Origin of the sequence: Pseudomonas alloputida (genome assembly GCF_021283545.2) — a bacterium.
GTDB classification, from domain to species: Bacteria; Pseudomonadota; Gammaproteobacteria; order Pseudomonadales; family Pseudomonadaceae; genus Aquipseudomonas; species Aquipseudomonas alloputida.
This window is the reverse complement of sequence record NZ_CP128540.1, coordinates 5,624,822-5,649,201: the sequence shown is the minus strand read 5'-3', so window position 1 is coordinate 5,649,201 and position 24,380 is coordinate 5,624,822. Positions and strand designations below refer to the sequence as shown.

The 24,380-nt window shown below is 63.2% G+C and carries 24 protein-coding genes; 11 read left to right on the top strand and 13 right to left on the bottom strand.

All coding sequences use genetic code 11. The features are described from left to right. The first annotated feature begins 6 nt into the window (after positions 1 to 6). The 7 genes from mltB to LU682_RS26180 all read left to right on the top strand — a co-directional run bounded on the left by mltB (position 7) and on the right by LU682_RS26180 (position 6,451). Positions 7 to 1,017, top strand: a complete 1,011-nt coding sequence (gene mltB / locus LU682_RS26210) for a lytic murein transglycosylase B (protein ID WP_014592536.1) — start codon at positions 7 to 9, stop codon at positions 1,015 to 1,017. Continuing rightward, the gene (locus LU682_RS26205) at positions 1,017 to 2,018 is read left to right on the top strand and encodes a septal ring lytic transglycosylase RlpA family protein (RefSeq protein ID WP_010955419.1); all 1,002 of its coding nucleotides are present in this window, start codon (positions 1,017 to 1,019) and stop codon (positions 2,016 to 2,018) included. The genes mltB and LU682_RS26205 overlap by 1 nt, the downstream gene beginning before the upstream one ends. 220 nt (positions 2,019 to 2,238) lie before the next feature. Next, positions 2,239 to 3,399, top strand: coding sequence for a D-alanyl-D-alanine carboxypeptidase family protein (locus LU682_RS26200; RefSeq protein ID WP_010955418.1), 1,161 nt, complete (start codon positions 2,239 to 2,241; stop codon positions 3,397 to 3,399). 73 nt (positions 3,400 to 3,472) lie between these two features. Beyond that, complete coding sequence (locus LU682_RS26195; RefSeq protein WP_010955417.1) at positions 3,473 to 3,748, top strand: DUF493 domain-containing protein; 276 nt, start codon at positions 3,473 to 3,475, stop codon at positions 3,746 to 3,748. After that, positions 3,748 to 4,395: a lipoyl(octanoyl) transferase LipB gene (gene lipB, locus LU682_RS26190; protein ID WP_003249738.1), complete on the top strand. Its 648-nt coding sequence runs from the start codon at positions 3,748 to 3,750 to the stop codon at positions 4,393 to 4,395. The genes LU682_RS26195 and lipB overlap by 1 nt, the downstream gene beginning before the upstream one ends. 2 nt (positions 4,396 to 4,397) lie before the next feature. Then, positions 4,398 to 5,414: a lipoyl synthase gene (lipA, locus tag LU682_RS26185; protein ID WP_003249742.1), complete on the top strand. Its 1,017-nt coding sequence runs from the start codon at positions 4,398 to 4,400 to the stop codon at positions 5,412 to 5,414. A 98-nt stretch (positions 5,415 to 5,512) separates the two neighbouring features. After that, positions 5,513 to 6,451, top strand: a complete 939-nt coding sequence (locus tag LU682_RS26180) for a S66 peptidase family protein (protein ID WP_010955415.1) — start codon at positions 5,513 to 5,515, stop codon at positions 6,449 to 6,451. Positions 6,452 to 6,484: 33 nt separating this feature from the next. Here LU682_RS26180 and LU682_RS26175 read toward each other — a convergent pair whose 3' ends face one another. The 5 genes from LU682_RS26175 to leuS all read right to left on the bottom strand — a co-directional run bounded on the left by LU682_RS26175 (position 6,485) and on the right by leuS (position 12,593). Next, positions 6,485 to 7,801: a lytic murein transglycosylase gene (locus LU682_RS26175; RefSeq protein WP_010955414.1), complete on the bottom strand. Its 1,317-nt coding sequence runs from the start codon at positions 7,799 to 7,801 to the stop codon at positions 6,485 to 6,487. A gap of 60 nt (positions 7,802 to 7,861) precedes the next feature. Then, positions 7,862 to 8,026 (bottom strand): alternative ribosome rescue factor ArfA, encoded by a 165-nt coding sequence (arfA, locus tag LU682_RS26170; protein WP_003249747.1) that lies wholly within the window; start codon positions 8,024 to 8,026, stop codon positions 7,862 to 7,864. A gap of 216 nt (positions 8,027 to 8,242) precedes the next feature. Continuing rightward, positions 8,243 to 9,280 carry a DNA polymerase III subunit delta gene (holA, locus tag LU682_RS26165; protein ID WP_003249749.1) on the bottom strand — a complete coding sequence of 346 codons (1,038 nt, stop codon included), beginning with the start codon at positions 9,278 to 9,280 and terminating at the stop codon, positions 8,243 to 8,245. Between the two features lie 39 nt (positions 9,281 to 9,319). Continuing rightward, positions 9,320 to 9,925: an LPS-assembly lipoprotein LptE gene (locus LU682_RS26160; RefSeq protein WP_010955413.1), complete on the bottom strand. Its 606-nt coding sequence runs from the start codon at positions 9,923 to 9,925 to the stop codon at positions 9,320 to 9,322. A gap of 61 nt (positions 9,926 to 9,986) precedes the next feature. Beyond that, positions 9,987 to 12,593, bottom strand: coding sequence for a leucine--tRNA ligase (leuS, locus tag LU682_RS26155; RefSeq protein WP_010955412.1), 2,607 nt, complete (start codon positions 12,591 to 12,593; stop codon positions 9,987 to 9,989). 227 nt (positions 12,594 to 12,820) lie between these two features. Between leuS and LU682_RS26150 the strand changes: the two genes are divergently transcribed. Continuing rightward, positions 12,821 to 13,135 carry a hypothetical protein gene (locus LU682_RS26150; protein ID WP_010955411.1) on the top strand — a complete coding sequence of 105 codons (315 nt, stop codon included), beginning with the start codon at positions 12,821 to 12,823 and terminating at the stop codon, positions 13,133 to 13,135. A 134-nt stretch (positions 13,136 to 13,269) separates the two neighbouring features. After that, positions 13,270 to 14,031 carry a YdcF family protein gene (locus tag LU682_RS26145; RefSeq protein ID WP_010955410.1) on the top strand — a complete coding sequence of 254 codons (762 nt, stop codon included), beginning with the start codon at positions 13,270 to 13,272 and terminating at the stop codon, positions 14,029 to 14,031. Positions 14,032 to 14,177: 146 nt separating this feature from the next. Here the strand turns inward: LU682_RS26145 and lnt are convergent, their stop codons facing one another. Genes lnt through LU682_RS26125 form a run of 4 tightly spaced genes read right to left on the bottom strand, consistent with a single transcriptional unit; the run spans position 14,178 to position 18,033 of the window. Next, positions 14,178 to 15,695 (bottom strand): apolipoprotein N-acyltransferase, encoded by a 1,518-nt coding sequence (gene lnt, locus LU682_RS26140; RefSeq protein WP_010955409.1) that lies wholly within the window; start codon positions 15,693 to 15,695, stop codon positions 14,178 to 14,180. 8 nt (positions 15,696 to 15,703) lie between these two features. Continuing rightward, entirely contained in the window at positions 15,704 to 16,543 is an 840-nt protein-coding gene (locus LU682_RS26135) for a CorC family transporter (RefSeq protein ID WP_003249762.1), read from the bottom strand. A gap of 25 nt (positions 16,544 to 16,568) precedes the next feature. Beyond that, positions 16,569 to 17,042, bottom strand: coding sequence for an rRNA maturation RNase YbeY (gene ybeY / locus LU682_RS26130; RefSeq protein ID WP_010955408.1), 474 nt, complete (start codon positions 17,040 to 17,042; stop codon positions 16,569 to 16,571). Then, positions 17,035 to 18,033: a PhoH family protein gene (locus LU682_RS26125; protein WP_010955407.1), complete on the bottom strand. Its 999-nt coding sequence runs from the start codon at positions 18,031 to 18,033 to the stop codon at positions 17,035 to 17,037. The genes ybeY and LU682_RS26125 overlap by 8 nt, the downstream gene beginning before the upstream one ends. A 232-nt stretch (positions 18,034 to 18,265) precedes the next feature. Between LU682_RS26125 and LU682_RS26120 the strand changes: the two genes are divergently transcribed. Beyond that, entirely contained in the window at positions 18,266 to 18,592 is a 327-nt protein-coding gene (locus LU682_RS26120; protein WP_003249769.1) for a DUF1820 family protein, read from the top strand. Between the two features lie 3 nt (positions 18,593 to 18,595). Here the strand turns inward: LU682_RS26120 and LU682_RS26115 are convergent, their stop codons facing one another. The 4 genes from LU682_RS26115 to LU682_RS26100 form a co-directional block, all read right to left on the bottom strand. Further along, entirely contained in the window at positions 18,596 to 19,141 is a 546-nt protein-coding gene (locus tag LU682_RS26115) for a tetratricopeptide repeat protein (protein ID WP_060489418.1), read from the bottom strand. A gap of 244 nt (positions 19,142 to 19,385) precedes the next feature. Continuing rightward, positions 19,386 to 20,669: a glutamate-1-semialdehyde 2,1-aminomutase gene (gene hemL, locus LU682_RS26110; RefSeq protein WP_010955406.1), complete on the bottom strand. Its 1,284-nt coding sequence runs from the start codon at positions 20,667 to 20,669 to the stop codon at positions 19,386 to 19,388. 16 nt (positions 20,670 to 20,685) lie between these two features. Continuing rightward, a complete protein-coding gene (thiE, locus tag LU682_RS26105; RefSeq protein WP_010955405.1) occupies positions 20,686 to 21,309 on the bottom strand; it encodes a thiamine phosphate synthase in 624 nt (207 codons plus the stop codon). Between the two features lie 13 nt (positions 21,310 to 21,322). Beyond that, the gene (locus LU682_RS26100) at positions 21,323 to 22,120 is read right to left on the bottom strand and encodes a hydroxymethylpyrimidine/phosphomethylpyrimidine kinase (RefSeq protein WP_010955404.1); all 798 of its coding nucleotides are present in this window, start codon (positions 22,118 to 22,120) and stop codon (positions 21,323 to 21,325) included. Between the two features lie 265 nt (positions 22,121 to 22,385). Between LU682_RS26100 and LU682_RS26095 the strand changes: the two genes are divergently transcribed. Further along, positions 22,386 to 24,374: a sensor histidine kinase gene (locus tag LU682_RS26095; RefSeq protein ID WP_010955403.1), complete on the top strand. Its 1,989-nt coding sequence runs from the start codon at positions 22,386 to 22,388 to the stop codon at positions 24,372 to 24,374. Positions 24,375 to 24,380: the final 6 nt, after the last annotated feature.

Genomic DNA, 24,380 nt, shown 5'->3' with positions numbered 1-24,380 from the left:
AATTTCATGCAAGCAGTGCGTAACTGGGCTGCCCGTTGTGCGCCTTGGATCGGTGCGGTGGGCCTGTTCGGCGCTGTACAGCTGGCCCATGCCGGCGAATACGACGGCTCGCCCGAGGTAGCCGCGTTTGTTGGCGAAATGAGCCGCGACTATGGTTTTGCGCCTGAGCAACTGATGGGTGTGTTTCGTGAGGTGCAGCGCAAGCAGTCGATTCTCGACGCCATCTCGCGCCCGGCCGAGCGGGTCAAACCGTGGAAGGACTACCGGCCGATGTTCATCACCGATGCGCGTATCGCTCGCGGTGTGGATTTCTGGCGTCAGCACGAGGCTGTATTGGCACGTGCCGAGCAGGAGTACGGCGTACCTGCGCAGTACATTGTCGCGATCATCGGCGTGGAAACCTTCTTTGGCCGCAATACCGGCAACTACCGGGTGATCGACGCCCTGTCGACGCTGGGCTTCGACTACCCGCCACGGGCCGAGTTCTTCCGCAAGGAGCTGCGAGAGTTCCTGCTGCTGGCCCGTGAGGAGCAGCTTGATCCCTTGACGCTCAAGGGCTCGTACGCCGGCGCCATGGGGCTGCCGCAGTTCATGCCAAGCAGCTTCCGCAACTACGCGGTGGACTTCGACGGGGACGGCCATATCAATATCTGGAACAACCCTGACGATGCCATCGGCAGCGTGGCCAGCTACTTCAAGCGCCACGGCTGGGTGGCCGGCGAGGGTGTGGTCAGTCGCGCCTGGGTGGAAGGTGAGCGCGCCGACGAAGGCCTGACCACCGGCATCGAGCCGGTGAAAACGGTAGGGGAGTTGCGTACGCTTGGCTGGTCGGTTCATGATTCGCTGCGCGATGATCTGCCGGTTACCGCCTTCCGTCTCGAGGGCGAGAGCGGCCCCGAGTACTGGATGGGCCTGAAGAACTTCTACGCGATCACTCGCTACAACCGCAGCGTGATGTATGCCATGGCGGTACATCAGCTTGCGGAACAGCTGGTTCAAGTACGGGGCGTCAAGTAATGCGCGCAATCATCTCTGGCAACGCTTTCAAGCTGCTCACCTGCCTCGCCGTCGGTGTGGCGCTGGCCAGCTGCTCTTCCAACCGGCCGGCCCCGAAAAGCAGTGGTAATGTCGTGCGCAGCCAGCCGGGCCTGGACATCAACCGGGCGCACAAGGACGGCGCACCGTGGTGGGACGTGGATGTCAACAAGATCCCCGATGCCACCCCGACCGTGCACACCGGTAACTACAAGGCCAACCCGTACACCGTGCTGGGCAAGACCTACTACCCGATGCAGGACTCGCGCAACTACCGCGCCGAGGGTACGGCATCGTGGTACGGCACCAAGTTCCACGGGCAGAACACTGCCAACGGCGAGCTGTACGACCTGTATGGCATGAGCGCAGCGCACAAGACCCTGCCGCTGCCAGCCTATGTGCGGGTGACCAACCTGGCGAACGGCCGCAGCGTGATCCTTCGGGTGAACGACCGTGGCCCGTTCTATTCCGACCGAATCATCGACTTGTCCTATGCTGCCGCGAAAAAGCTCGGCTATGCCGAGATCGGCACCGCGCATGTGCGCGTCGAGGGTATCGATCCGCAGCAGTGGTGGGCTCAGCGCGGCCAAACGCCGCCGATGGTGCTGAAGGAGCCGCAAGTGGCGCAGACCCAGGCAATACCGGCCAGTACCGGGCGGGTCGAGCAGTGGACCCCGCCACCACAGCAGCACGCAGCGCCCGTGGTACCCGTGCAGGTAGGTGGCAACAACGTGCCCGGCGGTAACGGTGGCAGTTTCTTGCAGGTAGGCGCGTTCGCCAACCCGGACGCTGCCGAGTTGCTGCGCGCCAAGCTCAGCACCATGGTCAATGCACCCGTGTTCATCAGCTCGATCGTGCGTAACCAGCAGACCCTGCACCGCGTGCGCCTGGGGCCGATCGGCAGCCAGGGCGAGATCCAGCAAGCACAAGACAGCATTCGCCTGGCGAACTTGGGGCAGGCAAAGCTGGTCACAGCAGACTGACTGTGGGAGCGGGCGCGCCTGCGAAGACGGCAACACCAAACTATCGGTTTTGTCATGAATTGCCGGTCGCGGCCATGTACAATGACCGCTTTTGCCCGCAGCGACATAAAGCCGCACGTTCGCGGGCCAGGCCATTGGCCATAAAACTAGACTGACTGGCGCTGGGCACATGATCTTGCCCAGGGAACATCTCAGACCATTAGCGATTTTCGAGAGACGGATGAACATCACCAACCTTGCCAAACGACTTTGCCTGCCTGTACTGCTGCTGATCACGCCTGCCGCCTTCGCGGCGGAGCAGATGACGCCGGCGCCACCGCAACTGGCAGCCAAGTCCTACGTACTCATGGACGCGTCCAGCGGCAACGTGCTGGTCGAGAACAACGGTGACGAGCGCCTGCCGCCAGCCAGCCTGACCAAGCTGATGACCGCCTATATCGCCACCCTGGACATCCGCCGCGGCCAGATCGGTGAAAGCGACCCGGTTACCGTCAGCGAAAACGCCTGGCGTACCGGCGGTTCGCGCATGTTCATCAAGGTTGGTAGCCAGGTAACGGTCAGCGACCTGCTGCACGGCATCATCATCCAGTCCGGTAACGACGCCTCGGTCGCCCTGGCCGAGCACATCGCCGGCAGCGAAGACGCCTTTGCCGACATGATGAACAAGACGGCTGCCGACCTGGGCATGACCAACAGCCACTTCATGAACCCTACCGGTCTGCCGCACCCCGAGCATTACTCGTCGGCGCACGACATGGCGACCCTGGCCCGTGCGATCATCAACGTCGACCCGGCCCACTACGCCATCTACTCGCAGAAAGAGTTCTTCTGGAACAACATCAAGCAGCCTAACCGCAACCTGCTGCTGTGGCGTGACAAGACCGTCGATGGCCTGAAAACCGGTCACACCGACGAAGCCGGCTACTGCATGGTGGCTTCGGCCGTTCGTGACGGCCAGCGCCTGATCGCCGTGGTGTTCGGTACCAACAGCGAGCAATCGCGTGCTGCCGAAACCCAGAAGCTGCTGACCTACGGTTTCCGCTTCTTCGAAACCCAGACCTTCTACCAGAAAGGCACCGAGCTGACCCAGGCGCCGGTCTGGAAGGGCGCTACCAGCCAAGTCAAGGCTGGCCTGGCTGACGACCTGACCATGACTATGCCTAAAGGCCAATTGAAGCGCCTGCAGGCTTCGATGACCATGAACCCGCAGCTCACCGCACCGATCGCCAAAGGTGACGTGATCGGCAAAGTGGAAGTCAAACTGGACGAAAAAGTGATTCACAGTGCCGACCTGATCGCCCTTGATGGCGTCGAGGAAGGTGGTTTCTTCCGCCGTATGTGGGATAGCATCCGTCTATTCTTCTACGGGTTGTTCAACTGATACGTGACCTGCATGCCCCCGCGCCTACCGCGGGGGTGTTGTTGTTGCCACGGCTTACGAGGCCGTTTCCGCCATGAGCGAACCAGACGTCAAGTCGCACAAGATCGAATTCCCTTGCGACGATTACCCGATCAAGGTCATTGGTGACACCGTTGTCGGTTTCAAGGACATGGTCATCGAGGTGCTCAGCAAGCACGCCAAAGTCGACCTTTCCACCCTGGCCGAACGCCAGAGCAAGGAAGGCAAGTACACCACCGTGCAATTGCACATCGTTGCCGAAAGCGAGAACCAGCTGCACGATATCAACAGCGCCCTGCGCGCTACCGGCATCGTGAAAATGGTGCTTTGATGTCCGCCTGCCTCGGTTTTCGCGAGCTTGGCCTGCAGCCCTATGAACCGGTGCTGGAGGCCATGCGTCGTTTTACCGAGCAGCGCAGCCCGGACAGCCAGGATGAAATCTGGCTGGTCGAGCACCCTGCGGTCTTCACCCAGGGGCAGGCCGGCAAGGCCGAGCACCTGCTGGTGCCGGGCGACATTCCGGTGGTGCAGACCGACCGCGGCGGCCAGGTCACCTACCATGGCCCCGGGCAGCTGGTGGCCTACCTGCTGCTGGATGTGCGCCGGCTGGGCTTTGGCGTGCGTGAGCTGGTCAGCCGTATCGAGCTGGCCCTCATCGACCTGCTCGCCAGCTATGCTGTTCAGGCGTCTGCCAAGCCCGATGCCCCGGGTGTCTATGTCGACGGAGCGAAAATCGCCTCCCTCGGCCTGCGAATTCGCAACGGCCGTTCGTTTCACGGCCTTGCCCTGAACGTGGACATGGACCTTGCGCCATTCCGCCGAATCAACCCCTGCGGCTATGCGGGGCTGGCGATGACCCAGCTGCGCGACCTGGCAGGTCCGATCGAACTCGACGAGGTCAGGACAAGGCTGCGCGGACAGCTGGTCAAGCACCTCGACTACGCTGAGCAGACGACCCTCACGGGCGGAATCGACTGAATATGACAACTGTGCAAGAAGCCGTGCCGAACCTGATACCTACCCAGGATGCCACCCCGCGCCCAGCGCCGAAGAAGGTGGAAGCTGGGGTCAAGCTGCGTGGTGCCGACAAAGTCGCGCGCATCCCGGTGAAGATCATCCCTACCGATGAGCTACCCAAGAAGCCCGACTGGATTCGCGTGCGTATCCCGGTGTCGCCCGAGGTAGACCGCATCAAACAACTGCTGCGCAAGCACAAACTGCACAGCGTGTGCGAAGAGGCCTCCTGCCCGAACCTGGGCGAGTGCTTCTCGGGTGGTACCGCCACCTTCATGATCATGGGTGACATCTGCACCCGTCGTTGCCCGTTCTGCGACGTTGGTCACGGCCGACCGAAGCCGCTGGATCTGGACGAGCCGAAAAACCTGGCTGTCGCCATTGCCGACCTGCGCCTGAAGTATGTGGTGATCACCTCGGTGGACCGCGACGACCTGCGTGACGGTGGTGCCCAGCACTTTGCTGACTGCATCCGGGAAATCCGCGCGCTGTCGCCGGGCGTGCAGTTGGAGACCTTGGTGCCTGACTACCGTGGCCGTATGGACGTTGCCCTGGAGATCACCGCGCAAGAGCCGCCGGATGTGTTCAACCACAACCTCGAGACCGTACCGCGCCTGTACAAGGCCGCGCGCCCGGGTTCGGACTATGACTGGTCGCTGGACTTGCTGCAGAAGTTCAAGCAGTTGGTGCCGCACGTACCGACCAAGTCGGGCCTGATGCTCGGCCTGGGCGAAACCGACGAGGAAGTGATCGAAGTGATGCACCGCATGCGCGAGCATGACATCGACATGCTCACCCTCGGCCAGTACCTGCAGCCGTCGCGCAGCCACTTGCCGGTGCAGCGTTTCGTTCACCCGGACACCTTTGCCTGGTTCGCCGAGGAAGGTTACAAGATGGGCTTCAAGAACGTTGCTTCTGGCCCGCTGGTGCGTTCTTCGTACCACGCCGACCAGCAGGCCCACGAAGCCAAGATCAAGCTCTGAGCTATGCTCTAGCCTAGAGCGGAGCCACAGATGCCGATGCGCGCCCAAGGGCGGCATCGGCATTTTTGTTTGTGTCCAATGCGCTGCAAGGAGCCGCGATGTACTGCGCCAAAACCTTCCAACCCACCCTGCCAGCCGCGCTGCCGGCCAACGCATGTTTTGCCATTGTCGCCCCGGCGGGCGCGGCGCGGCTTGATGCGCACAAGGTTAGCCAGTGGTTCGTTGACCGCGGCTACCGTTGCCGTATCTACCCGGGTGCCCTGCAGGCGCAGGGCTACCTGGCGGGGCCGGACCAGCAGCGCCTGCAGGACTTGCATGCAGCGTTTGCCGATCCGGCCATGGACGCCATCCTGTGCATGCGTGGGGGCTACGGCAGCATGCGCCTGCTTGACCAGCTCGACTTTGAACTGATCCGGCGCAACCCCAAGCCGCTGATCGGCTACAGCGACATCACCGCGTTGCATACGGCGATCTACCGGCATGCCGGGCTGGTGACCTTCCATGGGGGGATGCTCAATGCCGACCTGTTGGGGGCCAAGTTGCCACCGACCGAGTCGTCGTTGCTGGCGCAACTGGGTGGGCATGTGAGGGCAGGCGAGCAGGTCGCGCACCCGGCGGGCTTCGCATTGGACTGCGTGCTGCCGGGGGTGGCCAGCGGACCGTTGCTGGGGGGCAACCTGTCGATGCTGGGGGCGACCATGGGGACCCTTGCCGAGCTGGATACCCAGGGCTGCATCCTGTTCATCGAGGACGTCAATGAGCCGTTGTACCGGGTGGATCGGCTGCTGACCCAGTTACGCCTGGCAGGCAAGCTGGAGGGGGTCAAGGGCGTGCTGGTGGGCGACTTTGCCGGGATTACCACAGCGGCGCTGACGCCGTTGCTGGAGGATACGTTTGCACCGCTGGGTGTGCCGGTGCTGGCGGGTTGGCGCAGCGGGCACTGTGACCCGAATGTATGCTTGCCCCTGGGGGCTCGGGTGAGGCTGGACAGTGTTCAGCAAACACTGGTGCTGGAGCAGGATCTGTTCAGGGCGTGAGATTACCGGGGCCGCGCAGCGGCCCCGGAATGCTTACTGCTGGCGCAGGCTCTCAAGCAGCTTGTGGGTCGGGTAGCCATCCGCCGGCCATCCCAGCCCTTGCTGGGCATTGCGGATTGCCTTGCGGGTATTGGCCCCGATAATGCCATCGGCATTACCCGCATCATGCCCGCGGCTGTTCAGCAAGTTCTGCAACTCCATGCGCTCGGTGCGGCTGAGCGGCAGGTCCTCTTTCGGCCAGCTGCCGGCAATGAAGCCCCAGCCGCTGAAGCGATCCCCGAGCAGGCTCACCGCCAGGGCATAGGACGACGAGTTGTTGTATTTGAGGATGGCGCGGAAGTTGTCCAGCACCAGGAACGCCGGGCCGCGTGCACCGGCCGGCAGCAGCAGGGCGGCAGACAGCTGGTTGCTACCTGCCGGCAGCTGGGTACCCGCTGGCAGTTTCACGCCCATCGCCAGCCATTCACTCACCGGTTTGCGCAGTGCACCATCGGCCTGCCAGAAGTCGAAGCCGGCCGGCACCTGTACCTCGAAGCCCCACGGTTGGCCGCGTTTCCAGCCCGAACTCTGCAGGTAGTGCGCTGTTGAGGCCAGGGCGTCTGGTGTGCTGTTCCAGATGTCGCGGCGGCCATCGCCGTCGAAGTCCACGGCATGGGTGTTGTAGGTGGTCGGGATGAACTGGGTCTGGCCCATGGCGCCGGCCCACGAGCCACGCATGGCTTCAGGCTGGATGTCACCATGCTGGATGATCTGCAGCGCGGCAATCAGCTGATCCTGGGCGAACTGTGGGCGGCGGCCCTCATAGGCCAAAGTGGCCAGCGAGCGGATCACCGACTTGCTGCCCTGGAACTGGCCGAAGTTGCTTTCCATGCCCCACACCGCGACCAGCACCTGGCGGTCCACGCCATAGCGTTGCTCAAGGCGAGTCAGCAGCTCGGCGTTCTGCTCCAGCAGCTTCTTGCCGTTGCGCACACGCAGGGGCGACAGGGCGCCTTCGAGGTATTCCCACACCGGGCGGGTGAACTCCGGCTGGCTGCGGTCTGCCTTGATCACGTCCAGGTCGGGGGTGACACCGAGGAAGGCGCGGTCGAAGGTGCTCGGCGAAATGCCGGCTTGCAGGGCCTGCTCGCGGAAGCCCGCTTGCCATTGGGCGAAGGTTTGCAGGGGCTGGATGTCAGTGCTGACGTCGGGCGTTGCGCCGGGCACGGTCACCACGGGATTGGGTTGGGCAGGGGCCAGCGGCAGCGCGTCGGCGGCGGTGGGCTTTTCCGCACAGGCCACGAGCAGGATGAAGCTGGAGGCCGCGATCAGCTGGCGGGTTTCCCAGCGGGGGATAAGACGGAAGAGCATGCACAGATCCAGAGTTGCAGGTCAGGTGACGACCATACCATGCCTGCGCTTGCGATGCTTTCATGCAGCCAAAAAGTAGGAAGCCTCCCAATCTCTCGATTGGAAGGCTTCGCGGCGGTAGCTGCCTTTGCCCTTGTTCGGTTGTTCCTGGCGGCAGCGGAACAGTGGCTGGGCAACGATGGACTTGGCCTTGTTGGGGCCGTGCTTTTTCGGCTTTTTGCTCATGGTGGGCTTCCCGGGTTGGGTGAGTTTCGGGCGCACTGTAGGCCCCCCGAAGGGTGGGGGCCAATTGATTGTGTATATGGTCGAGGCGCTGGTGCCTATGTGTAGGAGCGGGTTTACCCGCGAATACGGTGGCGGCGGCAACGGTGAACGGTGGGTGGAGATTGATTAGCAGGTCCGGCCTCTTCGCGGGTAAACCCGCTCCTACGACGGCCGCAGTTACTCGGGAGGGAGGGCCAGGCGCTGGCCAGCCATCAACAGCGACAGCCGCGCCAGGCCAATCCACGGCGAACCTTCAGCCTGCCCTTTGATCTGCGCATCGATTCGCTGGGCATCCTGCAGCAGTTGCGCCCAACGCTGCGCCGAGAGGCGCTGCAGGGCCTTGCTGACCAGCGGTCGGCGTTTGTCCCAGATGGGCGGGCGGGCCTGGCTGAACGCTTTGTCCAATGGCACGCCTTGGCTGAACTGCTGGGCTAGCCCCGCCAGTTGGCGCAGCTCACGGGCCAAGGCCCAGAGGATGACTGGCGGCTCCACACCTTCACCGCGCAAGCCTTCGAGCATACGCAGGGCATGCGCAGCCTCGCCGTTGAGAATGGCATCGACCAGGCCGAAGACATCGAAGCGGGCACTGTCGGCGACGGCAGCCTGCACGGTTTCCACGGTGATCTGGCTGCCTTCGGCCAGCAGCTTGAGTTTTTCGATTTCCTGCGCGGCTGCCAGCAGGTTGCCTTCCACGCGCGCGGCAATCAGGTCGACGGCATCACGCTGGGCTGACAGGCCGGCCTGTTGCAGGCGCTGGTTGATCCACTGCGGGAGCTGGTGCACATCCACCGGCCAGATCTGGATGAACTGGCAATGGGCGCCTTCGATCAATGCCTTGCCCCACTTGGTCTTCTGCGCACTGCTGTCGAGCTTGGGCAGGCTGATCAGCAGCAGCGTGTCTTCGGCGGGGTTGGCGCAGTATTCCATCAGCGCAGCGGCACCCTTGTCACCGGGCTTGCCCGAGGGCAGGCGCAGTTCCAGCAGGCGGCGCTGGGCGAACAGCGACAGGCTTGCACCGGCCTGGAGCAGGGTGCCCCAGTCGAAGTTGGCGTCGGCACTGAATACCTGGCGTTCATCGAAACCTTGCTGACGCGCGGCATTGCGGATGGCGTCGGCGGCTTCCTGGCACAGCAGCGGGTCGTCGCCACTGACCACGTAGACCGGTGCCAGGGCGCCTTGCAGGTGCTTGTTGAGTTGGGCGGGGGCGAGTTTCATGGGGAACAGGCGGGGCGCCCGAGGGCGCCCCTCGCGGGCTTAGTTGCCCGGTACTTCCAGTGGCGATTGCTGAGGCGTCTCGGCTTGCTGGCGGCGGGCAGCCTCCAGCGCGGCAGCTTCGGCTTGGGCGCGCTCGTCTGCTTTACGCTGCAGCTCATCCAGTTGGGGCGGGGACAGCATCTGCAAACGTACGACCATGGCGTTGACCAGGTCGCGGCGCATTTCTTCGCGGGCGCGTTTGGCTTCCTGCTCGGAGCCGGTGATGTTCGAGCCGTCACGCACGTAGACCTTGCGTACCTCCAGCTTGTCGCTCATCAGCTCCAGGTTGTTCAGGCCCAGGATGCTGTAGTCCAGCTTGGTGGTCAGCTCGTACTCGGCGGTACGGTTGCCGCTGTTGTAGGTCGCCGAGCGCTCGCGCTCCTGTTCGTTGGTCAGCACCAGGCGATACGGTGCGCCGGCGTGCACGTTGACGCCGCTACGTTCCAGCACTTCACGCAGCTGGAGCACGGTCGGGCCGTAGGCATTGCGCGCGCTGACGTCCATTTCCTTCACGCTCAGCTCGGTGGCGCCGGTGCCGCGCAGCTGGAAACCGCAGGCGCTGAGCATGACCGCCAGGCCGATTACCAGCAAATTGCGTTTGATCATGTTGTTGCTCCCTTTTGGGCCTGTTCCGCCCACCCGCAATCGATGCGGGTGGGCGTTTTCATCAGTTGGCGACGATGTTGACCAGCTTGCCCGGTACCACGATGACCTTGCGGATGGTCAGGCCATCGATGAAGCGCAGGACATTCTCGTTGCTGCGGGCAGCGGCTTCGACTTCTTCGCGGCTGGCAGCGGCAGGCATCTCGACCTGGCCGCGCAGTTTACCGTTGACCTGAACCACCAAGGTAATGGAGTCCTGCACCAGCGCCTGTTCGTCGACGCTTGGCCAGGCGGCATCGATCACCGAGCCTGCGTGGCCCAGGTGCTGCCACAGCGCGTGAGAGATGTGCGGAGTGATCGGCGCCAGCAGCAGGGTGACGGCTTCCAGGCCTTCCTGCAGCAGGGCGCGGTCCTGTTCGGTGGCTTGCGGGGCCTTTTCCAGCACGTTCATCACGGTCATCACCTGGGCGATGGCGGTATTGAACTTGTGGAACTGGCCCACGTCGGTGCTGGCCTGCTTGATGGCAGCGTGAATGGCGCGGCGGATGACCTTTTGCGCGTCGTCCAGGGCGGCAACATCCAGCTTGCCTGGCAGGCCCTGGCTGACGTGAGCCTGAGCCAGACGCCAGACACGGCGCAGGAAGCGGCTGGCACCTTCGACGCCGGAGTCGGACCATTCCAGGCTCATGTCGGGCGGCGAGGCGAACATCATGAACAGGCGGCAGGTGTCGGCGCCGTAGGCTTCGATCATGGACTGCGGGTCGACGCCGTTGTTTTTCGACTTCGACATTTTCTCGGTGCCACCGATTTCCACCGGCAAGCCGTCGGTCTTCAGGCGGGCGCCAATGATCTTGGCTTTGGCATCACGCTCGATTTCGACATCGGCCGGGTTGAACCAGTCCTTGCCGCCGTTGCTGGCAACGCGGTAGTAGGTTTCGGCGACCACCATGCCCTGGGTCAGCAGGTTCTTGAACGGCTCGTTCGAGGTGACCAGGCCTTCGTCACGCATCAGCTTGTGGAAGAAGCGCGCGTACAGCAGGTGCAGGATCGCGTGTTCGATACCGCCGATGTACTGATCTACCGGCAGCCAGTGGTTGGCGGCTTTGGGGTCGACCAGGCCTTTGTCGTAGTTTGGCGAGGCGTAGCGGGCGAAGTACCAGGACGACTCGACGAAGGTGTCCATGGTGTCGGTTTCGCGCTTGGCCGCAGCACCGCATTTCGGGCAGCTGCATTCGTAGAATTCAGGCATGCGTGCCAGTGGCGAACCGGCGCCGTCCGGCACCACGTTCTCCGGCAGGGTGACCGGCAGCTGGTCTTCCGGCACCGGGACGTCGCCGCAGGACGGGCAGTGGATGATCGGGATCGGGCAGCCCCAGTAGCGCTGGCGGCTGATACCCCAGTCGCGCAGGCGGAACTGTGTACGCGATTTGCCCAGTTCCTTGCGGATCAGGGCCGCTTCGATGGCGTCGAAGGCGCCAGCAAAGTCCAGGCCGTCGAATTCTGCGGAGTTGATCAGCTGGCCGTGCTCACCATAGGCGGCCTGCCACTCGCTGCCGACTTCATCGCCAGCGCTGGTGCGCACCACGGCCTTGACCGGCAAGTTGTACTTGTGGGCGAACTCGAAGTCGCGCTCGTCGTGGGCCGGCACGGCCATTACCGCGCCATCGCCGTAGTGCATCAGCACGTAGTTGGCGACCCATACTGGCAGCTTCTCGCCGGTGAGCGGGTGCTCGACCAGCAGGGAAGTGGCCATGCCTTTCTTCTCCTGGGTGGCCATGTCGGCTTCGGCAACGCTGCCGCTCTTGCACTCATCGATGAACGCCTGCAGCGCCGGGTTGCCCTGCGCAGCCTGGGTGGCCAGCGGGTGCTCGGCGGCGACGGCGACATAGGTGGCGCCCATCAGCGTGTCCGGACGGGTGGTGAAGACCTTGAGGGTGCCTTCGTGGCCGATGCTGGCCTTGTCGTACGGGAACTGGACTTCCATGCCGCGCGATTTGCCGATCCAGTTGCGCTGCATGGTCTTGACCTGCTCAGGCCAGCCCGGCAGCTCGTCAAGGCTCTCCAGCAGCTCGTCGGCGTAATCGGTGATGCGGAAGTAGTACATCGGGATTTCGCGCTTCTCGATCAGCGCGCCCGAACGCCAGCCACGGCCGTCGATGACTTGTTCGTTGGCCAGTACGGTCTGGTCCGCCGGGTCCCAGTTCACGGTACCGTTCTTGCGGTAGATGATGCCTTTTTCGAACAGGCGGGTGAACAGCCACTGCTCCCAACGGTAATAGTCGGGTTTGCAGGTGGTGACTTCACGTGCCCAGTCGATGGCCAGGCCCAGGCTCTTGAGCTGGGTCTTCATGTAGTCGATGTTTTCGTACGTCCACTTGGCCGGGGCGACGTTGTTTTTCATCGCCGCGTTTTCCGCGGGCATGCCGAAAGCGTCCCAGCCCATCGGCTGCAGGACGTTCTTGCCCAGCATGCGCTGGTAGCGGGCAATCACGTCACCGATGGTGTAGTTGCGCACGTGGCCCATGTGTAGCTTGCCGCTCGGGTACGGGAACATCGATAGGCAATAGTAGGTGTCTTTGCCTGGCTGTTCGGTAACAGCGAACGATTGTTGCTCGTCCCAGAACTTCTGGGCGGCGGCTTCGATATCACGGGGCGTGTATTGTTCGTGCATGGCTACTTTTGGCTGAGAGAGAAGAGACCTTGTTCCAGGCAGCGGAACCTCGCTGCGTCCGGCACTCCGGTGTCGTTTAGAGTGAACGCCGTAGCATACAGCAGCGCCGCGCATCGTGGGAAACCTTCGTTGCGAATGGCCGCTGGTCGCGGCGCACGGCTGCTTTTTGCAGCGACGCTAAGCTCAGGTGTGGGGGGAGATATTCTTACCTTCAATGAGGTGAACGGATGGGAGAGACGCAGCTACCCGCAATCAGACCGGAGCTTTACGAGCGCCTGATCGACCGGCTTGGCCTGGCACTGGAAACGGCCAGGACCTCGGTGCGATTGCGCGACGAGATGCCAGCTGAGCTTGAGTTGCGTGGCCTGAGCCACGCAGAGTTCGAAGTGATCAAGGCCTACCTGGAATCCCTTCCGGAGCGCCACAATGCCCCTGTCGGCAGTTACCCACAAGCGGAGCCGACATCGGCCAAGATCATCTGGCTCAAGGACAAGAAACGCCCCGCCAGTACGGCGAGATCCAGGACGCTGCCACATCGCTAGCCGTTCAGGACGCCAGGCGCAGGCTATCGCGCGCCGGTTCTTCACTATCACACAACTCAAGATCGACGCCGGTACGCACTTGTTGACCGGCGTCGATCCTTCTAGGCTGCACGCCTGCCAAGGAGGTGTGGCCGATGCCGATCCGATTCTTCATCAAACAATGGCTGATGCCGCCGGGCGTGCTGTTCTTGCTGCTGCTTGCGGCATGGTGGCTGCGTACGCGGCGGCCCCGGTTGGCGGCGCTTTGCTTTAGCGTAGGGCTGGGTGGCCTGTGGTTGATGAGCCTGCCGCTGGTGGTGCAGGAAACCGCCCGTGTGCTGGAAAGTGAGCCGCCGCTGGCCGTGAGCGACTGGGCCGGCCTGGCGAGCCGGGCGGATGCCATTGTGGTGCTGGGCGCCGGGCGCGAGCGCGGGGACCCGGCCTGGGGTGGCGGTGACCAGCCCACGGCCACGGCACTGGAACGGATGCGCTTTGCCGCGCGGCTGGCCAAGGCTTCGGGCCTGCCAGTGTTGACCAGTGGTGGGTTGCATTACGGCACGCCGCCCAGCGAGGCGAGGCTGATGGCGGAACGCTTGCATGAAGATTTCGCTGTCGAGGTGAAATGGCGCGAAGAGGCCAGCCGCACGACCTGGGAAAATGCTCAGCTGACGGCCAAGGTGCTGCAGCCTTTGGGATTTCGCCGGGTGGTGCTGGTGACCCAGGCCTGGCACATGCAGCGCTCACGCTGGAGTTTTGAACAGGCGGGGTTCGAGGTGGTGCCGGCGCCGGTGGGGTTCCTTGGGCGCGATCATGCGCGGCCGTTTGGCGGGCTGCTGCCAGAGAGCCGGGCGATGTGGCAGAGCGGGCAGTTGTTCAATGAAGTGGTGGGGTTGGTGGGGTATCGGGTGTTCTACTGATTCACCGGCTTACATAATCCCCTGTAGGACCGGGCTTGCCCGCGAAAGGGCCTGCCCTGCTGGCCAATCTCCACCCGCCGTTCACCGTTGCCGCGACTACCGTATTCGCGGGTAAACCCGCTCCTACAGTGGTCGCGTATCGTCAATCAGACGGTTTTTGCAATACGCCCTGCCAGCAACGCCCAGCCCAGCAGCAATGCACAGACAATCGCCAGCGGCCATGAGCGCCATTGCAGGTAAGGCGTCAGCTGCTGCATCGGCACCACCTCGCCATACAGCACGGCCTGCTGGAACTGCGGAATCTGCGTGGTAATGCGGCCAAACGGGTCGATCAGCGCGGTCACGCCGTTGTTGGTGGCGCGGATCATCCAGCGGCCGGCTTCCAGCGCGCGCATCTGCGCCATCTGCAGGTGCTGCAAGGGGCCGATCGATTTGCCGAACCAGGTGTCGTTGCTGATGGTCAGCAGCAGGTCGCTACGCGCAGCCAGGCCGGCGGCGAACTCGGGGTAGACCACCTCGTAGCAGATGTAAGGGGCAATCTGGTAGCCCTTGGCCTGCAGCAGCGGCTGGTCTTCCGGACCGCGGGCGAAGTCGGACATGGGCAGGTTGAAGAACTCGATGGCCCCACGCAGCACGTCTTGCAGCGGCACATACTCGCCAAATGGCACCAGCTTCTGCTTGAGGTAGGTGCCGTCGCCTTCGCCAGTGACGGTGATGCCGTTGTAGTAGCGGCGCTGGTGGTGCACTTCTTCACGCACCGGCACGCCCGTGATCAGCGCCGAGTGGCGCTCGGCGGCGAAGCGGCCCATCACGTCGATGTAGCCCTGGGCCTGGTCCTTGAGCACCGGAACGGCGGTTTCCGGCCACACCAGCAGGTCCACCGGCCTGGAGCTGAAGCTCAGGTCGCGGTATAGCGCCAGTTGCGCGTCGATGTGCGCGGGGTCCCATTTCAGGTCCTGCTCGACGTTGCCCTGGATCGCTGCCACTTTCAGCGGATCGCCTGCCGGAATGGTCCAGGCATGGCCCTTGAGCGCCAGGCCCAGCCCCCAGGGGGCCAGCAACAGCACGCTGGCCACGGCCAGGAACGAGGGGCGGGGGCGCAGGCGGTGCAGGTTGCACAGCAGGGCGGCGGTAAGGGCGAGGGTGAAGGAAATCAGCCATACCCCGCCCAGTGGCGCAAGGCCGGCCAACGGGCCGTCCAGTTGGCTATAGCCGGCGTAGAGCCAGGGGAAACCGGTCAGGAACCAGCCGCGGAAGGCCTCTTGCAGTAGCCAGAGGGCGGCGAAGCACAGGGCGTCGGCCAGTGGTGCTTCGTTGCGCCGTAGCCAGCGCGCCCATAGCCAGGTGGGCAGGGCGAAGAACCAGGCCAGTGCGGCGAAGAACGCCAGCAGCAACACGATTGCCAGCAGCGGCGAGGCGCCGCCGTAGGTGTTCATGCTGACGTAGATCCACCAGGTGCCGGCGCCATACAGGCCAAACCCAAACCACCAGCCACGCCACATGGCCTGGCGCGGGCTGAGCTCGCGCAGGCCAAGGTAGAGCACCGCGATGGACAACACCGCCAACGGCCAGATGTCGAACGGCGCCAGGGCCAGGAGGGTGGAAGCACCGGCCGCCAGGGCCAGCAGGTTACCGGGCCAGCCGGGGCGGGTGATCCAACGCATGTTTGTCCTTAACGGGTGATCGGGGTCAGGCGCAGCAAGTGTATCCGCCGGCTGTCGGCGTTGAGAATACGGAACTTGTAAGACCCGATCTCAGTGGTTTCGTTGCGCTTGGGCAGGTGGCCAAAGGCGCTCATCACCAGGCCGCCGACCGTGTCGAACTCGTCATCGGAGAACTCGCTGTCGAAGAACTCGTTGAAGTTCTCGATCGGGGTAAGCGCTTTGACCAGGAAATCACCGCTGGGCAGTGGTTTGATGTAGCTGTCTTCCTCGACGTCGTGCTCGTCTTCGATATCGCCGACGATCTGCTCCAGCACGTCCTCAATGGTGACCAGGCCCGCCACGCCGCCATATTCGTCGATGACGATGGCCATGTGGTTGTGGTTGGCGCGGAATTCACGCAGCAACACGTTCAGGCGCTTGGACTCGGGCACGAAGGTGGCCGGGCGCAGCAGGTCCTTGATGTTGAAGCTGTCGCCGTTCTCCTTGAGGATCAACGGCAGCAAGTCTTTGGCGAGCAGGATCCCGAGCACATCGTCATGGCTTTCGCCGATTACCGGGTAGCGCGAGTGCGCGGCGTCGATCACCGCCGGCAGGAACTCGCGAGGCGACTGGCCGGCCTTGATGCTGTTCATCTGCGAACGCGGCACCATGATGTCGCGAACTTGCAGGTCGGCGACCTGAATGGCGCCTTCGACGATGGTCAGCGCTTCGCTGTCCAGCAATTTGTTCTGATGGGCTTCGCGCAGCAGCTCAAGCAGCTCCTGGCGGTTTTTCGGCTCATGGGCAAAAGCCTGGGTCAGTTTACCCAGCCAGGACTTCTGCCCGTTGCTCGATCGATCTTCGCTCATGGCGGTTCTCGTGATCCTTCGTGTATCAGTGTGTGATTGTGTCGGTTTCATCATCGGCATACGGGTCGGGGTGACCCAGTTCTGCCAGCAATTCCCGTTCCAGGCTTTCCATTTCCTCGGCTTCCTCATCCTCGATGTGGTCGTAGCCGAGCAAGTGCAGGCAACCGTGGATGACCAGGTGCGCCCAGTGCGCTTCCAGCGATTTGCCTTGTTCGGCCGCTTCGCGCTCGACCACCGCTACACAGATGACCAGGTCGCCCAGCAGCGGGATATCGAGCAGGTCATCGGGCACATCGGCCGGGAACGACAACACATTGGTCGCGTAGTCCTTGTGCCGGTAGGTGTGGTTCAGCTCGCGGCCTTCGGCTTCGTCGACCAGGCGAATGGTCATTTCCGAGTCGGCGCTGCGCTGGCGCAACGCCAATTCGCACCAGCGGCGCAAGGCGGCGTCTTCTGGAGTGGCAGCATCCGTGGCCCGTTGGATATCAAGTTCAAGCATCTTTGCCGGACGCCTCGGGCTTGGGCTGGCGGGCTTCGAAGCGGTCGTAGGCTTCGACGATACGCTGAACCAGTGGGTGACGAACCACATCCTTGGGTTGGAAATGGGTAAAGCTGATCCCCGGAACGTCCTTCAGCACCTCGATGACGTGCGCCAGGCCCGACTTGGTGCCACGGGGCAGGTCGACCTGGGTGATGTCACCGGTGATCACCGCGGTAGAGCCGAAACCGATGCGGGTCAGGAACATCTTCATCTGCTCGAGCGTGGTGTTCTGGCTTTCGTCGAGGATGATGAAGCTGTTGTTCAGGGTGCGGCCACGCATGTAGGCCAGAGGGGCGATTTCGATCACCTGGCGTTCGATCAGCTTGGCCACGTGTTCGAAGCCAAGCATTTCGTACAGGGCGTCGTACAGCGGGCGCAGGTACGGGTCGATTTTCTGTGCCAGGTCGCCGGGCAGGAAACCGAGCTTCTCACCCGCCTCGACCGCCGGGCGCACCAGCAGGATGCGGCGCACCTGTTCGCGTTCCAGCGCGTCCACGGCGCAGGCTACGGCCAGGTAGGTCTTGCCGGTACCGGCCGGGCCGATGCCGAAATTGATGTCGTTGGCCAGGATTTCCTTGACGTAGCGCTGCTGGTTGAGCCCGCGCGGGCGGATATTGCCCTTGCGCGTGCGCAGCGACACGCTGACCTCGTTGACGGCCGGGTTGTCGATGTTCTCGACAGCCGACTCCTGCAGGTACAGGTGCACGGTTTCCGGTGACAGGTCGGTGGCCTTGGTCTCGCGATAGAGACGGCGCAGCAGCTGTTCTGCAGCGGAGGTGGTCCTGGGTTCGCCGATCAGTTCGAACTGATTGCCGCGGTTGCGGATCTCGATGGCCAGGCGCTGTTCGATCAGGCGCAGGTGCTCGTCGAACTGGCCGCACAAGTTGGCGAAACGGTGGGCCTCGAAGGGTTCGAGGATGAAACGATGGGGTTCTATGGGTGCGTTCAAGGTCGTTTTTAGCCGCTCGACGGCGATGGAGTTGAACTCAAGAATAACCCTTGAATGGCAGTGGCGAAAGCACTGAAACGTTCAACGGTATGTACAGGCTGTTCTGGCCTCCCCGCGGGTCAACCCGCTCCGGCAAGGGCGGTGGGGATCCTGTGGGCGTGGGTCCACCCGTGAACAGGCCAGAACAGGTATCATGCCCACCTTTTCTTACGCATGTGTTATCTGGCCGAACATGAGCAAACGCGAACCCGCCATCTATAAAGTGATCTTCCTGAACCAGGGTCAGGTCTTCGAGATGTACGCCAAGCAGATCTACCAGAGTGACCTGTGGGGCTTTCTGGAAATCGAGGAGTTCGTGTTCGGCGAGCGCTCGCAACTGGTAGTGGACCCGAGTGAGGAGAAGCTCAAGAGCCAGTTCGACGGAGTGGTCCGCAGTTTCGTGCCGATGCACTCGATTGTGCGCATCGATGAGGTGGAGCGCCTGGGCACGGCGAAGATCAGCGAGGCCAAGGGCGGCGGCAATGTGATGCCGTTCCCGATGCCAATGCCGGAAAAGTGACCTTCAGGGAAGCGGCGAGAACGGCGTGCGCCCTTCGGCGTTCTGCAGTTCGAGCAGGTACTTGCGGAAAATCTGGCCGAGCACCTGGGTGGCATGCTCCAGTTCGTCGCGGGGCATTTGCTCGGTCACTTCGTCGGCCATGTCCAGCGCATCTTCGGCGCCATTGACCGCAGCCATTTTCAGCAGGATGTAGGCCTGCACGTTGTTGGCCTTGACCCCTTCGCCATGGAAGAACATGGCACCCAGACGGTATTGGGCGTCGGCTTGGCCTTGCAGCGATGCCTTCTGGAACCAGTCCAGGGCTTTGCCCAGGTTTTTTGGCGTTTGCGTGTAGTAATACTCGCCCAGTTCGAATTGCGCCTGGGCATCCCCCGCAGTCGCCGTCTGCTCGCAGGCCTTGAGGGCGTTTGCCAGGTCTTCAGGCTGAACGTTCAAGGTGCAGTGGCCCGTCGCCGGAATCAGCAACGAGTTACCGCCCTCCGCCAGGGCCAGCAGGGGCTGAAGAAGCAACAGGCAGCCCAGGGTCAGGGCGCGGCCGGTGCGGTTCATGGGGATCGACTTACCTCTGCAAAGCTGCGGCCAATGTCTCTGGTGGCACATTATGGGATAAGCAGCGCCAACCTTACAAAGTTTTACTCGAATTTCTGCTTGGTTGGGGAAGTCAGCTGATTGTGTGTGCGTATTTATTGCCTGTGCCGGCCTCTTCGCGGGTGAACCCGCTCCTACAAGGGGGTGTCGCTTTCTTGAGTGTAGGAGTGGGTTGGCTCACGAAGAGGCCGGTACAGGCTGGCCATCACTTCAGGGCAGCAAAGGCTTTCTCAGCCGCATCCAGGGTGATCTGCAGCTCCTTGTCGCCATGGGCGATGGAGGTGAAGCCCGCTTCGAATGCGCTCGGTGCCAGGTACACGCCACCGTCGAGCATCAGGTGGAAGAAGCGCTTGAAGCGCTCGGCATCGCTGGCCATCACGTCTTCGAAGGTGACGATATCGTCGGCGCCGCTGAAGTACAGGCCGAACATGGCACCGGCCTGGGTGGTGACGAATGGCACGCCAGCGGCATCGGCGCGTTGCTGCAGGCCGTCAAGCATGCGGCTGGTGTAGTCGGTCAGCTCGGCGTGGAAGCCTGGGCGGCTGATCAGCTTGAGGGTGGTCAGGCCGGCGGCCATGGCCAGCGGGTTGCCCGACAGGGTGCCGGCCTGGTAGACCGGGCCGAGCGGGGCGATGCAGCCCATGATTTCACGCTTGCCGCCGAAACAGCCGACCGGCATGCCGCCACCGACGATCTTGCCGAAGGTCGACAGGTCCGGCTTGATGCCGTAATGGCCCTGGGCGCCGCCGAGCGAGACGCGGAAACCGGTCATCACTTCGTCGAAGATCAGCACCACGCCATGCTTGTCGCATTGCTCGCGCAGGCCCTCGAGGAAGCCCGGTGCTGGTGGTACGCAGTTCATGTTGCCGGCCACTGGCTCCACGATGATGCAGGCCACGGTCTGGCCAACTTCGGCCAGGGTCTTCTCGACGGCGGCGATGTCGTTGAACGGCAGGGTCAGGGTGTGCTTGGCGAAGTCCGCTGGCACGCCTGCCGAGCTTGGCACGCCTTGGGTCAGCAAGCCCGAGCCGGCTTTTACCAGCAGGCTGTCGGAGTGGCCGTGGTAGCAGCCTTCGAACTTGATGATGGCGTCACGGCCAGTGTAGCCACGGGCCAGACGGATGGCGCTCATGGTGGCTTCAGTGCCCGAGCTGACCATGCGCACCATTTCCATCGACGGTACGATCGAGCAGACCAGGTCGGCCATCTCGGTTTCCATGGCGGTCGGCGCGCCGTAGGACAGGCCGTGCTCCAGCTGCCTGCGTACCGAGTCCAGCACGTCCGGGTGGCCGTGGCCGAGGATCATCGGGCCCCACGAGCCGACGTAGTCGACGTAGCGTTTGTCGTCCTCGTCAACGACATAGGCGCCTTCGGCATGCTTGAAGAACAGCGGCGTGCCGCCAACGCTCTTGAAAGCGCGGACCGGCGAGTTGACACCGCCAGGGATGTGCTTCTGGGCTTGGGCGAACAGGGCTTCGGAACGGGACATGGAAGTATCTCTCGAATCAGGATGCGAACAAGGCGTTGAAGGCGCGGGCGCGGCGGGTGACTTCCTGCGCGCTGTCGGCACCGAACAAGCCGTGGATCACCGCCAGCAGGTCGGCGCCGTGGGCGACCAGTGGGGCGGCGTTGTCGAGGGTGATGCCACCGATCACGGCGATCGGCAGTTTCACCTGGGCGCGGGCCTGCTCGAGCAGGCCGACGTTGGCAGCGGGCGCGCCCGGCTTGGTGACAGAATTGAAGAAGCGGCCAAAGGCCACGTAGCTGGCGCCTTCGCTGGCAGCCTGGGCGGCCAGTTCGAGGCTGGCGTGGCAGGTGGAGCCGATGATTGCCTGACGGCCGAGCAGTGCGCGGGCCGGGGTCAGCGGGCCGTCGGTCTGGCCCAGGTGCACGCCGACACCCAGGCGGGCGGCCAGTTCGGCGTCATCGTTGATCAGCAACTGGGTGCCGTAACGCTCGCAGAGCTTCATCAGCCCTTCGGCTTCACGCAGGCGGCGCGCAGCATCGTCGGTCTTGTCGCGGTACTGCAGCAGACACACGCCGCCTTCCAGGGCCGCCTCGACATGGGACAGGAAACGGCCGGCGAGCAGCTGGCTGTCGGTGATGGCGTACAGACCGCGTAGCTTCATTGAAGGCCTCGTATCAGGAGCAGAAGTCCAGGGGCAGGCGGCGCGGCACGTATTGGCCCTTGCCCAGTTGCTCGGCGTCACGCAGGGTGCGCCAGGTGTAGTCCAGGGCGGTGCGCACGGCGCTTTCCAACTGCTCGCCGAGCGCCAGGCGGCCGGCCAGGGCGCTGGCCAGGGTGCAGCCCGAGCCATGGTAGCTGCCCGGCAGGCGCTGGCAAGTCCAAGTGAAGTGCTGGCCGTCCTGGGTGTACAGGCGGTTGTGGATTTCGTCTTCGTCGCCGTGACCGCCGGTAATCAGCAGGTGTCTACAGAACGGCAACAGTTTCTCGGCACATTCGTCAGCGGTGCCCTCGGGCAGTTCTGCGAGGATGCGTGCTTCGGGCAGGTTCGGCGTGGCGATGGTCGCCAGCGGCAGCAACCGTTCACGCAGGGCGTAGCCCACTTCGTCCTTGCCCAGGCGGCCACCGCCACCGGCACGCAGCACCGGGTCGCAGACCAGCGGCAGGTGAGGGTGGGCGGCCAGCAGTTCGGCGACGGTGTCGACCATCTCGATCGAGCCGAGCATGCCCAACTTGACGGCGGCCACCGTGGAGTCGGCCAGCACGGCATTGGCCTGGGCCAGCACCCACTCGCGGTCGAGCACGCGGAAGTCGGAAACGTTGACGGTATCCTGCACGGTCAGGGCGGTCACTGCAGGTGCAGCGTGGCAGCCTTGGGCGATCAGGGCTTCGATATCTGCCTGCAAGCCGGCGCCGCCACTGGGGTCGTGGCCGGAGAGACAGAGGACAACGGGGCGGGAGCTGTAGGTATTCATGGTCGGCGAGCTTACCACCAAACCTGTTTGGGCGGATCGTCCGACAAACGAGTTTTACTGATCGATCGGTCAGGTTATTGATTGGTTTTCTATTGAAAGCATTGATTTAGAGCCTTTTCTTTGTGTTTTTATGTGGCCGATTGCCAGGTTGTGAGGCTATGCTAGAGTGCTCGGATAACTCGATAAACGGGTTCTGCAGGATCACGTCGTCTCAAACGGATGGGAGGCTACCGCGACGCGACCGGACAGGCCATGCTGGGGCTGTATGCGCTATTTGCTGATTGTGCTTCTGGGTTTGCTGCCCGTGCTGGCCGGAGCGGTCGATTTCGACGACGCTACCCGGCATCTTCCACTGGGCAAGGCCATGCAGGTTTATGAAGACCCCGATGGCAATGCCAGCATCGCTCAGGTCAGTGCCCCCGGTTTCGCCAAACACTTTCAGCCCCACCATGAGGATGTGCTGAACGCCGGTTACTCCACCTCGGTGTTCTGGCTCAAGGTCGAACTGCGCCCCACTGCCGCGCCCAACGCCGCCCCGCGGTCATGGCTGCTGGAGTTGGCCTACCCGCCGCTGGATCACCTCGAACTGTATTTGCCTGACAGCAGCGGCTTGTACCGCCTGGCGCAGCGCACCGGCGATGCCTTGCCCTACGACAGCCGGCAGATCCGGCAGAACAACTACTTGTTCGAACTGCAACTGCCACCTGGCAAGGTGACCACCGCGTACCTGCGGCTGCACAGCCAGGGTTCGGTGCAAGCGCCGCTGGCGTTATGGTCCCCTGAAGCCTACCTGGAAGAGCAGCCCACGCGCCTGTATGTGCTGGGGATGATCTACGGCGTTTTACTGGTGATGCTGGTGTACAACCTGTTCATCTACCTCAGCGTGCGTGACGTCAGCTACCTCTATTACATCCTTTACATCGCGTCGTTCGGCCTTTACCAGGTCTCGGTGAACGGCGCCGGTGTAGCCTATTTCTGGCCAGACAGCCCTTGGTGGGCGAACGCCTCCACGCCTTTGTTCATTGGTGCAGCCGGGCTGTTCGGTTGCCAGTTCGCCCGGCACTTCCTGCAATTGGGCAGCCTCAACCGTGGCTTCGATCGCCTGTTGCAACTGCTGATGCTGGGGGGGGCGCTGGTCATGGTACTGGCGGTGAGCATGCCTTACGGCATTGCGCTGCGCATGGCCACGCTGCTGGCGCTGCTGTTCACCATAAGCGTCTTCAGCGCCGGCCTGTATGCCTGGTGGCGCGGCTTGCGAGTGGCGCGCTGGTTCATCATCGCCTGGACGGCGTTCCTGCTTGGTGGCCTGGTCAACACCTTGATGGTACTGGGCTACCTGCCGAACGTGTTCATCACCATGTATGCCAGCCAGCTGGGTTCGGCCTTGGAAGTGGCCTTGCTGTCGCTGGCACTGGCCGACCGCATCAACAGCCTGCGCGAGCAGCAGGCACAGACCTTGCGCGACACTGGGCGTACGCTGGAGCAACTGAACCTGCAACTGGCCAGGAGCAATCGCCTGAAGGACGAGTTCCTGGCCAGCGTGACTCATGAGCTGCGTACCCCGATGAACGGAGTGATTGGCTCGCTCGAGCTGATGCACACCCTGCCGATGGGGGCTGAAATGGCTCAGTACCATCACACGGCTGTGGGGTCTGCCCAAGGCATGATGGATATGGTCGATGCCATTCTTACCCTGTCCGAACTGCAGGCCGGCCGCCTGCGGGCGCAGCCGGCACCGTTCAGCCTGCGCGCCCTGTTGCAGGGTTTGCGCGCCGGTTATGCCGGGCAGGCGCTGGGCAAAGGCCTGTACCTGAGCCTGGACATTCCGGCCGACCTGCCGGACGGGTTGCTCGGTGACGGGCAGAAGCTGGCGCACTGCCTGGGTTGCCTGGTGGACAACGGTTTGAAGTTCACCCATCAGGGCGGTGTGATGATCCAGGTGCGCGGCCGCCGGGTGGGGCCGGATGATCTGGCGTTGACCTTTACCGTCAGCGACAGCGGTATCGGTTTCGATGATCTGGAGCAGTCGACCCTGTACCAGCGGTTCTTCCAGGTCGATGGTTCGATGACCAGGCGGTATGGCGGTTTGGGGATTGGGTTGTCGATTTGCCGGCAGATGGGGGAGTTGCTGGGGGCCAGATTGGCGCATGAATCGACGCGCGGGCTGGGTAGCCGCTTCGAGTTGAGTTTGAACATGGCGATTTCGCAGGCGCAGATGAGCCCGCACATGCTGCAGGCGCGGCGCTCGCTGTAGGAGCGG

What these genes read in the sequence shown, in the direction of transcription:
- LU682_RS26160 (WP_010955413.1), bottom strand. Translation starts at nt 9,925, where the DNA reads ATGATCAAACGCAATTTGCTGGTAATCGGCCTGGCGGTCATGCTCAGC.
- lipB (WP_003249738.1), top strand. Translation starts at nt 3,748, where the DNA reads ATGTCCGCCTGCCTCGGTTTTCGCGAGCTTGGCCTGCAGCCCTATGAA.
- LU682_RS26150 (WP_010955411.1), top strand. Translation starts at nt 12,821, where the DNA reads ATGGGAGAGACGCAGCTACCCGCAATCAGACCGGAGCTTTACGAGCGC.
- arfA (WP_003249747.1), bottom strand. Translation starts at nt 8,026, where the DNA reads ATGAGCAAAAAGCCGAAAAAGCACGGCCCCAACAAGGCCAAGTCCATC.
- leuS (WP_010955412.1), bottom strand. Translation starts at nt 12,593, where the DNA reads ATGCACGAACAATACACGCCCCGTGATATCGAAGCCGCCGCCCAGAAG.
- LU682_RS26200 (WP_010955418.1), top strand. Translation starts at nt 2,239, where the DNA reads ATGAACATCACCAACCTTGCCAAACGACTTTGCCTGCCTGTACTGCTG.
- ybeY (WP_010955408.1), bottom strand. Translation starts at nt 17,042, where the DNA reads ATGCTTGAACTTGATATCCAACGGGCCACGGATGCTGCCACTCCAGAA.
- hemL (WP_010955406.1), bottom strand. Translation starts at nt 20,669, where the DNA reads ATGTCCCGTTCCGAAGCCCTGTTCGCCCAAGCCCAGAAGCACATCCCT.
- thiE (WP_010955405.1), bottom strand. Translation starts at nt 21,309, where the DNA reads ATGAAGCTACGCGGTCTGTACGCCATCACCGACAGCCAGCTGCTCGCC.
- LU682_RS26195 (WP_010955417.1), top strand. Translation starts at nt 3,473, where the DNA reads ATGAGCGAACCAGACGTCAAGTCGCACAAGATCGAATTCCCTTGCGAC.
- holA (WP_003249749.1), bottom strand. Translation starts at nt 9,280, where the DNA reads ATGAAACTCGCCCCCGCCCAACTCAACAAGCACCTGCAAGGCGCCCTG.
- LU682_RS26175 (WP_010955414.1), bottom strand. Translation starts at nt 7,801, where the DNA reads ATGCTCTTCCGTCTTATCCCCCGCTGGGAAACCCGCCAGCTGATCGCG.
- lnt (WP_010955409.1), bottom strand. Translation starts at nt 15,695, where the DNA reads ATGCGTTGGATCACCCGCCCCGGCTGGCCCGGTAACCTGCTGGCCCTG.
- LU682_RS26115 (WP_060489418.1), bottom strand. Translation starts at nt 19,141, where the DNA reads ATGAACCGCACCGGCCGCGCCCTGACCCTGGGCTGCCTGTTGCTTCTT.
- LU682_RS26120 (WP_003249769.1), top strand. Translation starts at nt 18,266, where the DNA reads ATGAGCAAACGCGAACCCGCCATCTATAAAGTGATCTTCCTGAACCAG.
- LU682_RS26145 (WP_010955410.1), top strand. Translation starts at nt 13,270, where the DNA reads ATGCCGATCCGATTCTTCATCAAACAATGGCTGATGCCGCCGGGCGTG.
- mltB (WP_014592536.1), top strand. Translation starts at nt 7, where the DNA reads ATGCAAGCAGTGCGTAACTGGGCTGCCCGTTGTGCGCCTTGGATCGGT.
- LU682_RS26095 (WP_010955403.1), top strand. Translation starts at nt 22,386, where the DNA reads ATGCGCTATTTGCTGATTGTGCTTCTGGGTTTGCTGCCCGTGCTGGCC.
- LU682_RS26205 (WP_010955419.1), top strand. Translation starts at nt 1,017, where the DNA reads ATGCGCGCAATCATCTCTGGCAACGCTTTCAAGCTGCTCACCTGCCTC.
- LU682_RS26180 (WP_010955415.1), top strand. Translation starts at nt 5,513, where the DNA reads ATGTACTGCGCCAAAACCTTCCAACCCACCCTGCCAGCCGCGCTGCCG.
- LU682_RS26135 (WP_003249762.1), bottom strand. Translation starts at nt 16,543, where the DNA reads ATGAGCGAAGATCGATCGAGCAACGGGCAGAAGTCCTGGCTGGGTAAA.
- LU682_RS26100 (WP_010955404.1), bottom strand. Translation starts at nt 22,120, where the DNA reads ATGAATACCTACAGCTCCCGCCCCGTTGTCCTCTGTCTCTCCGGCCAC.
- lipA (WP_003249742.1), top strand. Translation starts at nt 4,398, where the DNA reads ATGACAACTGTGCAAGAAGCCGTGCCGAACCTGATACCTACCCAGGAT.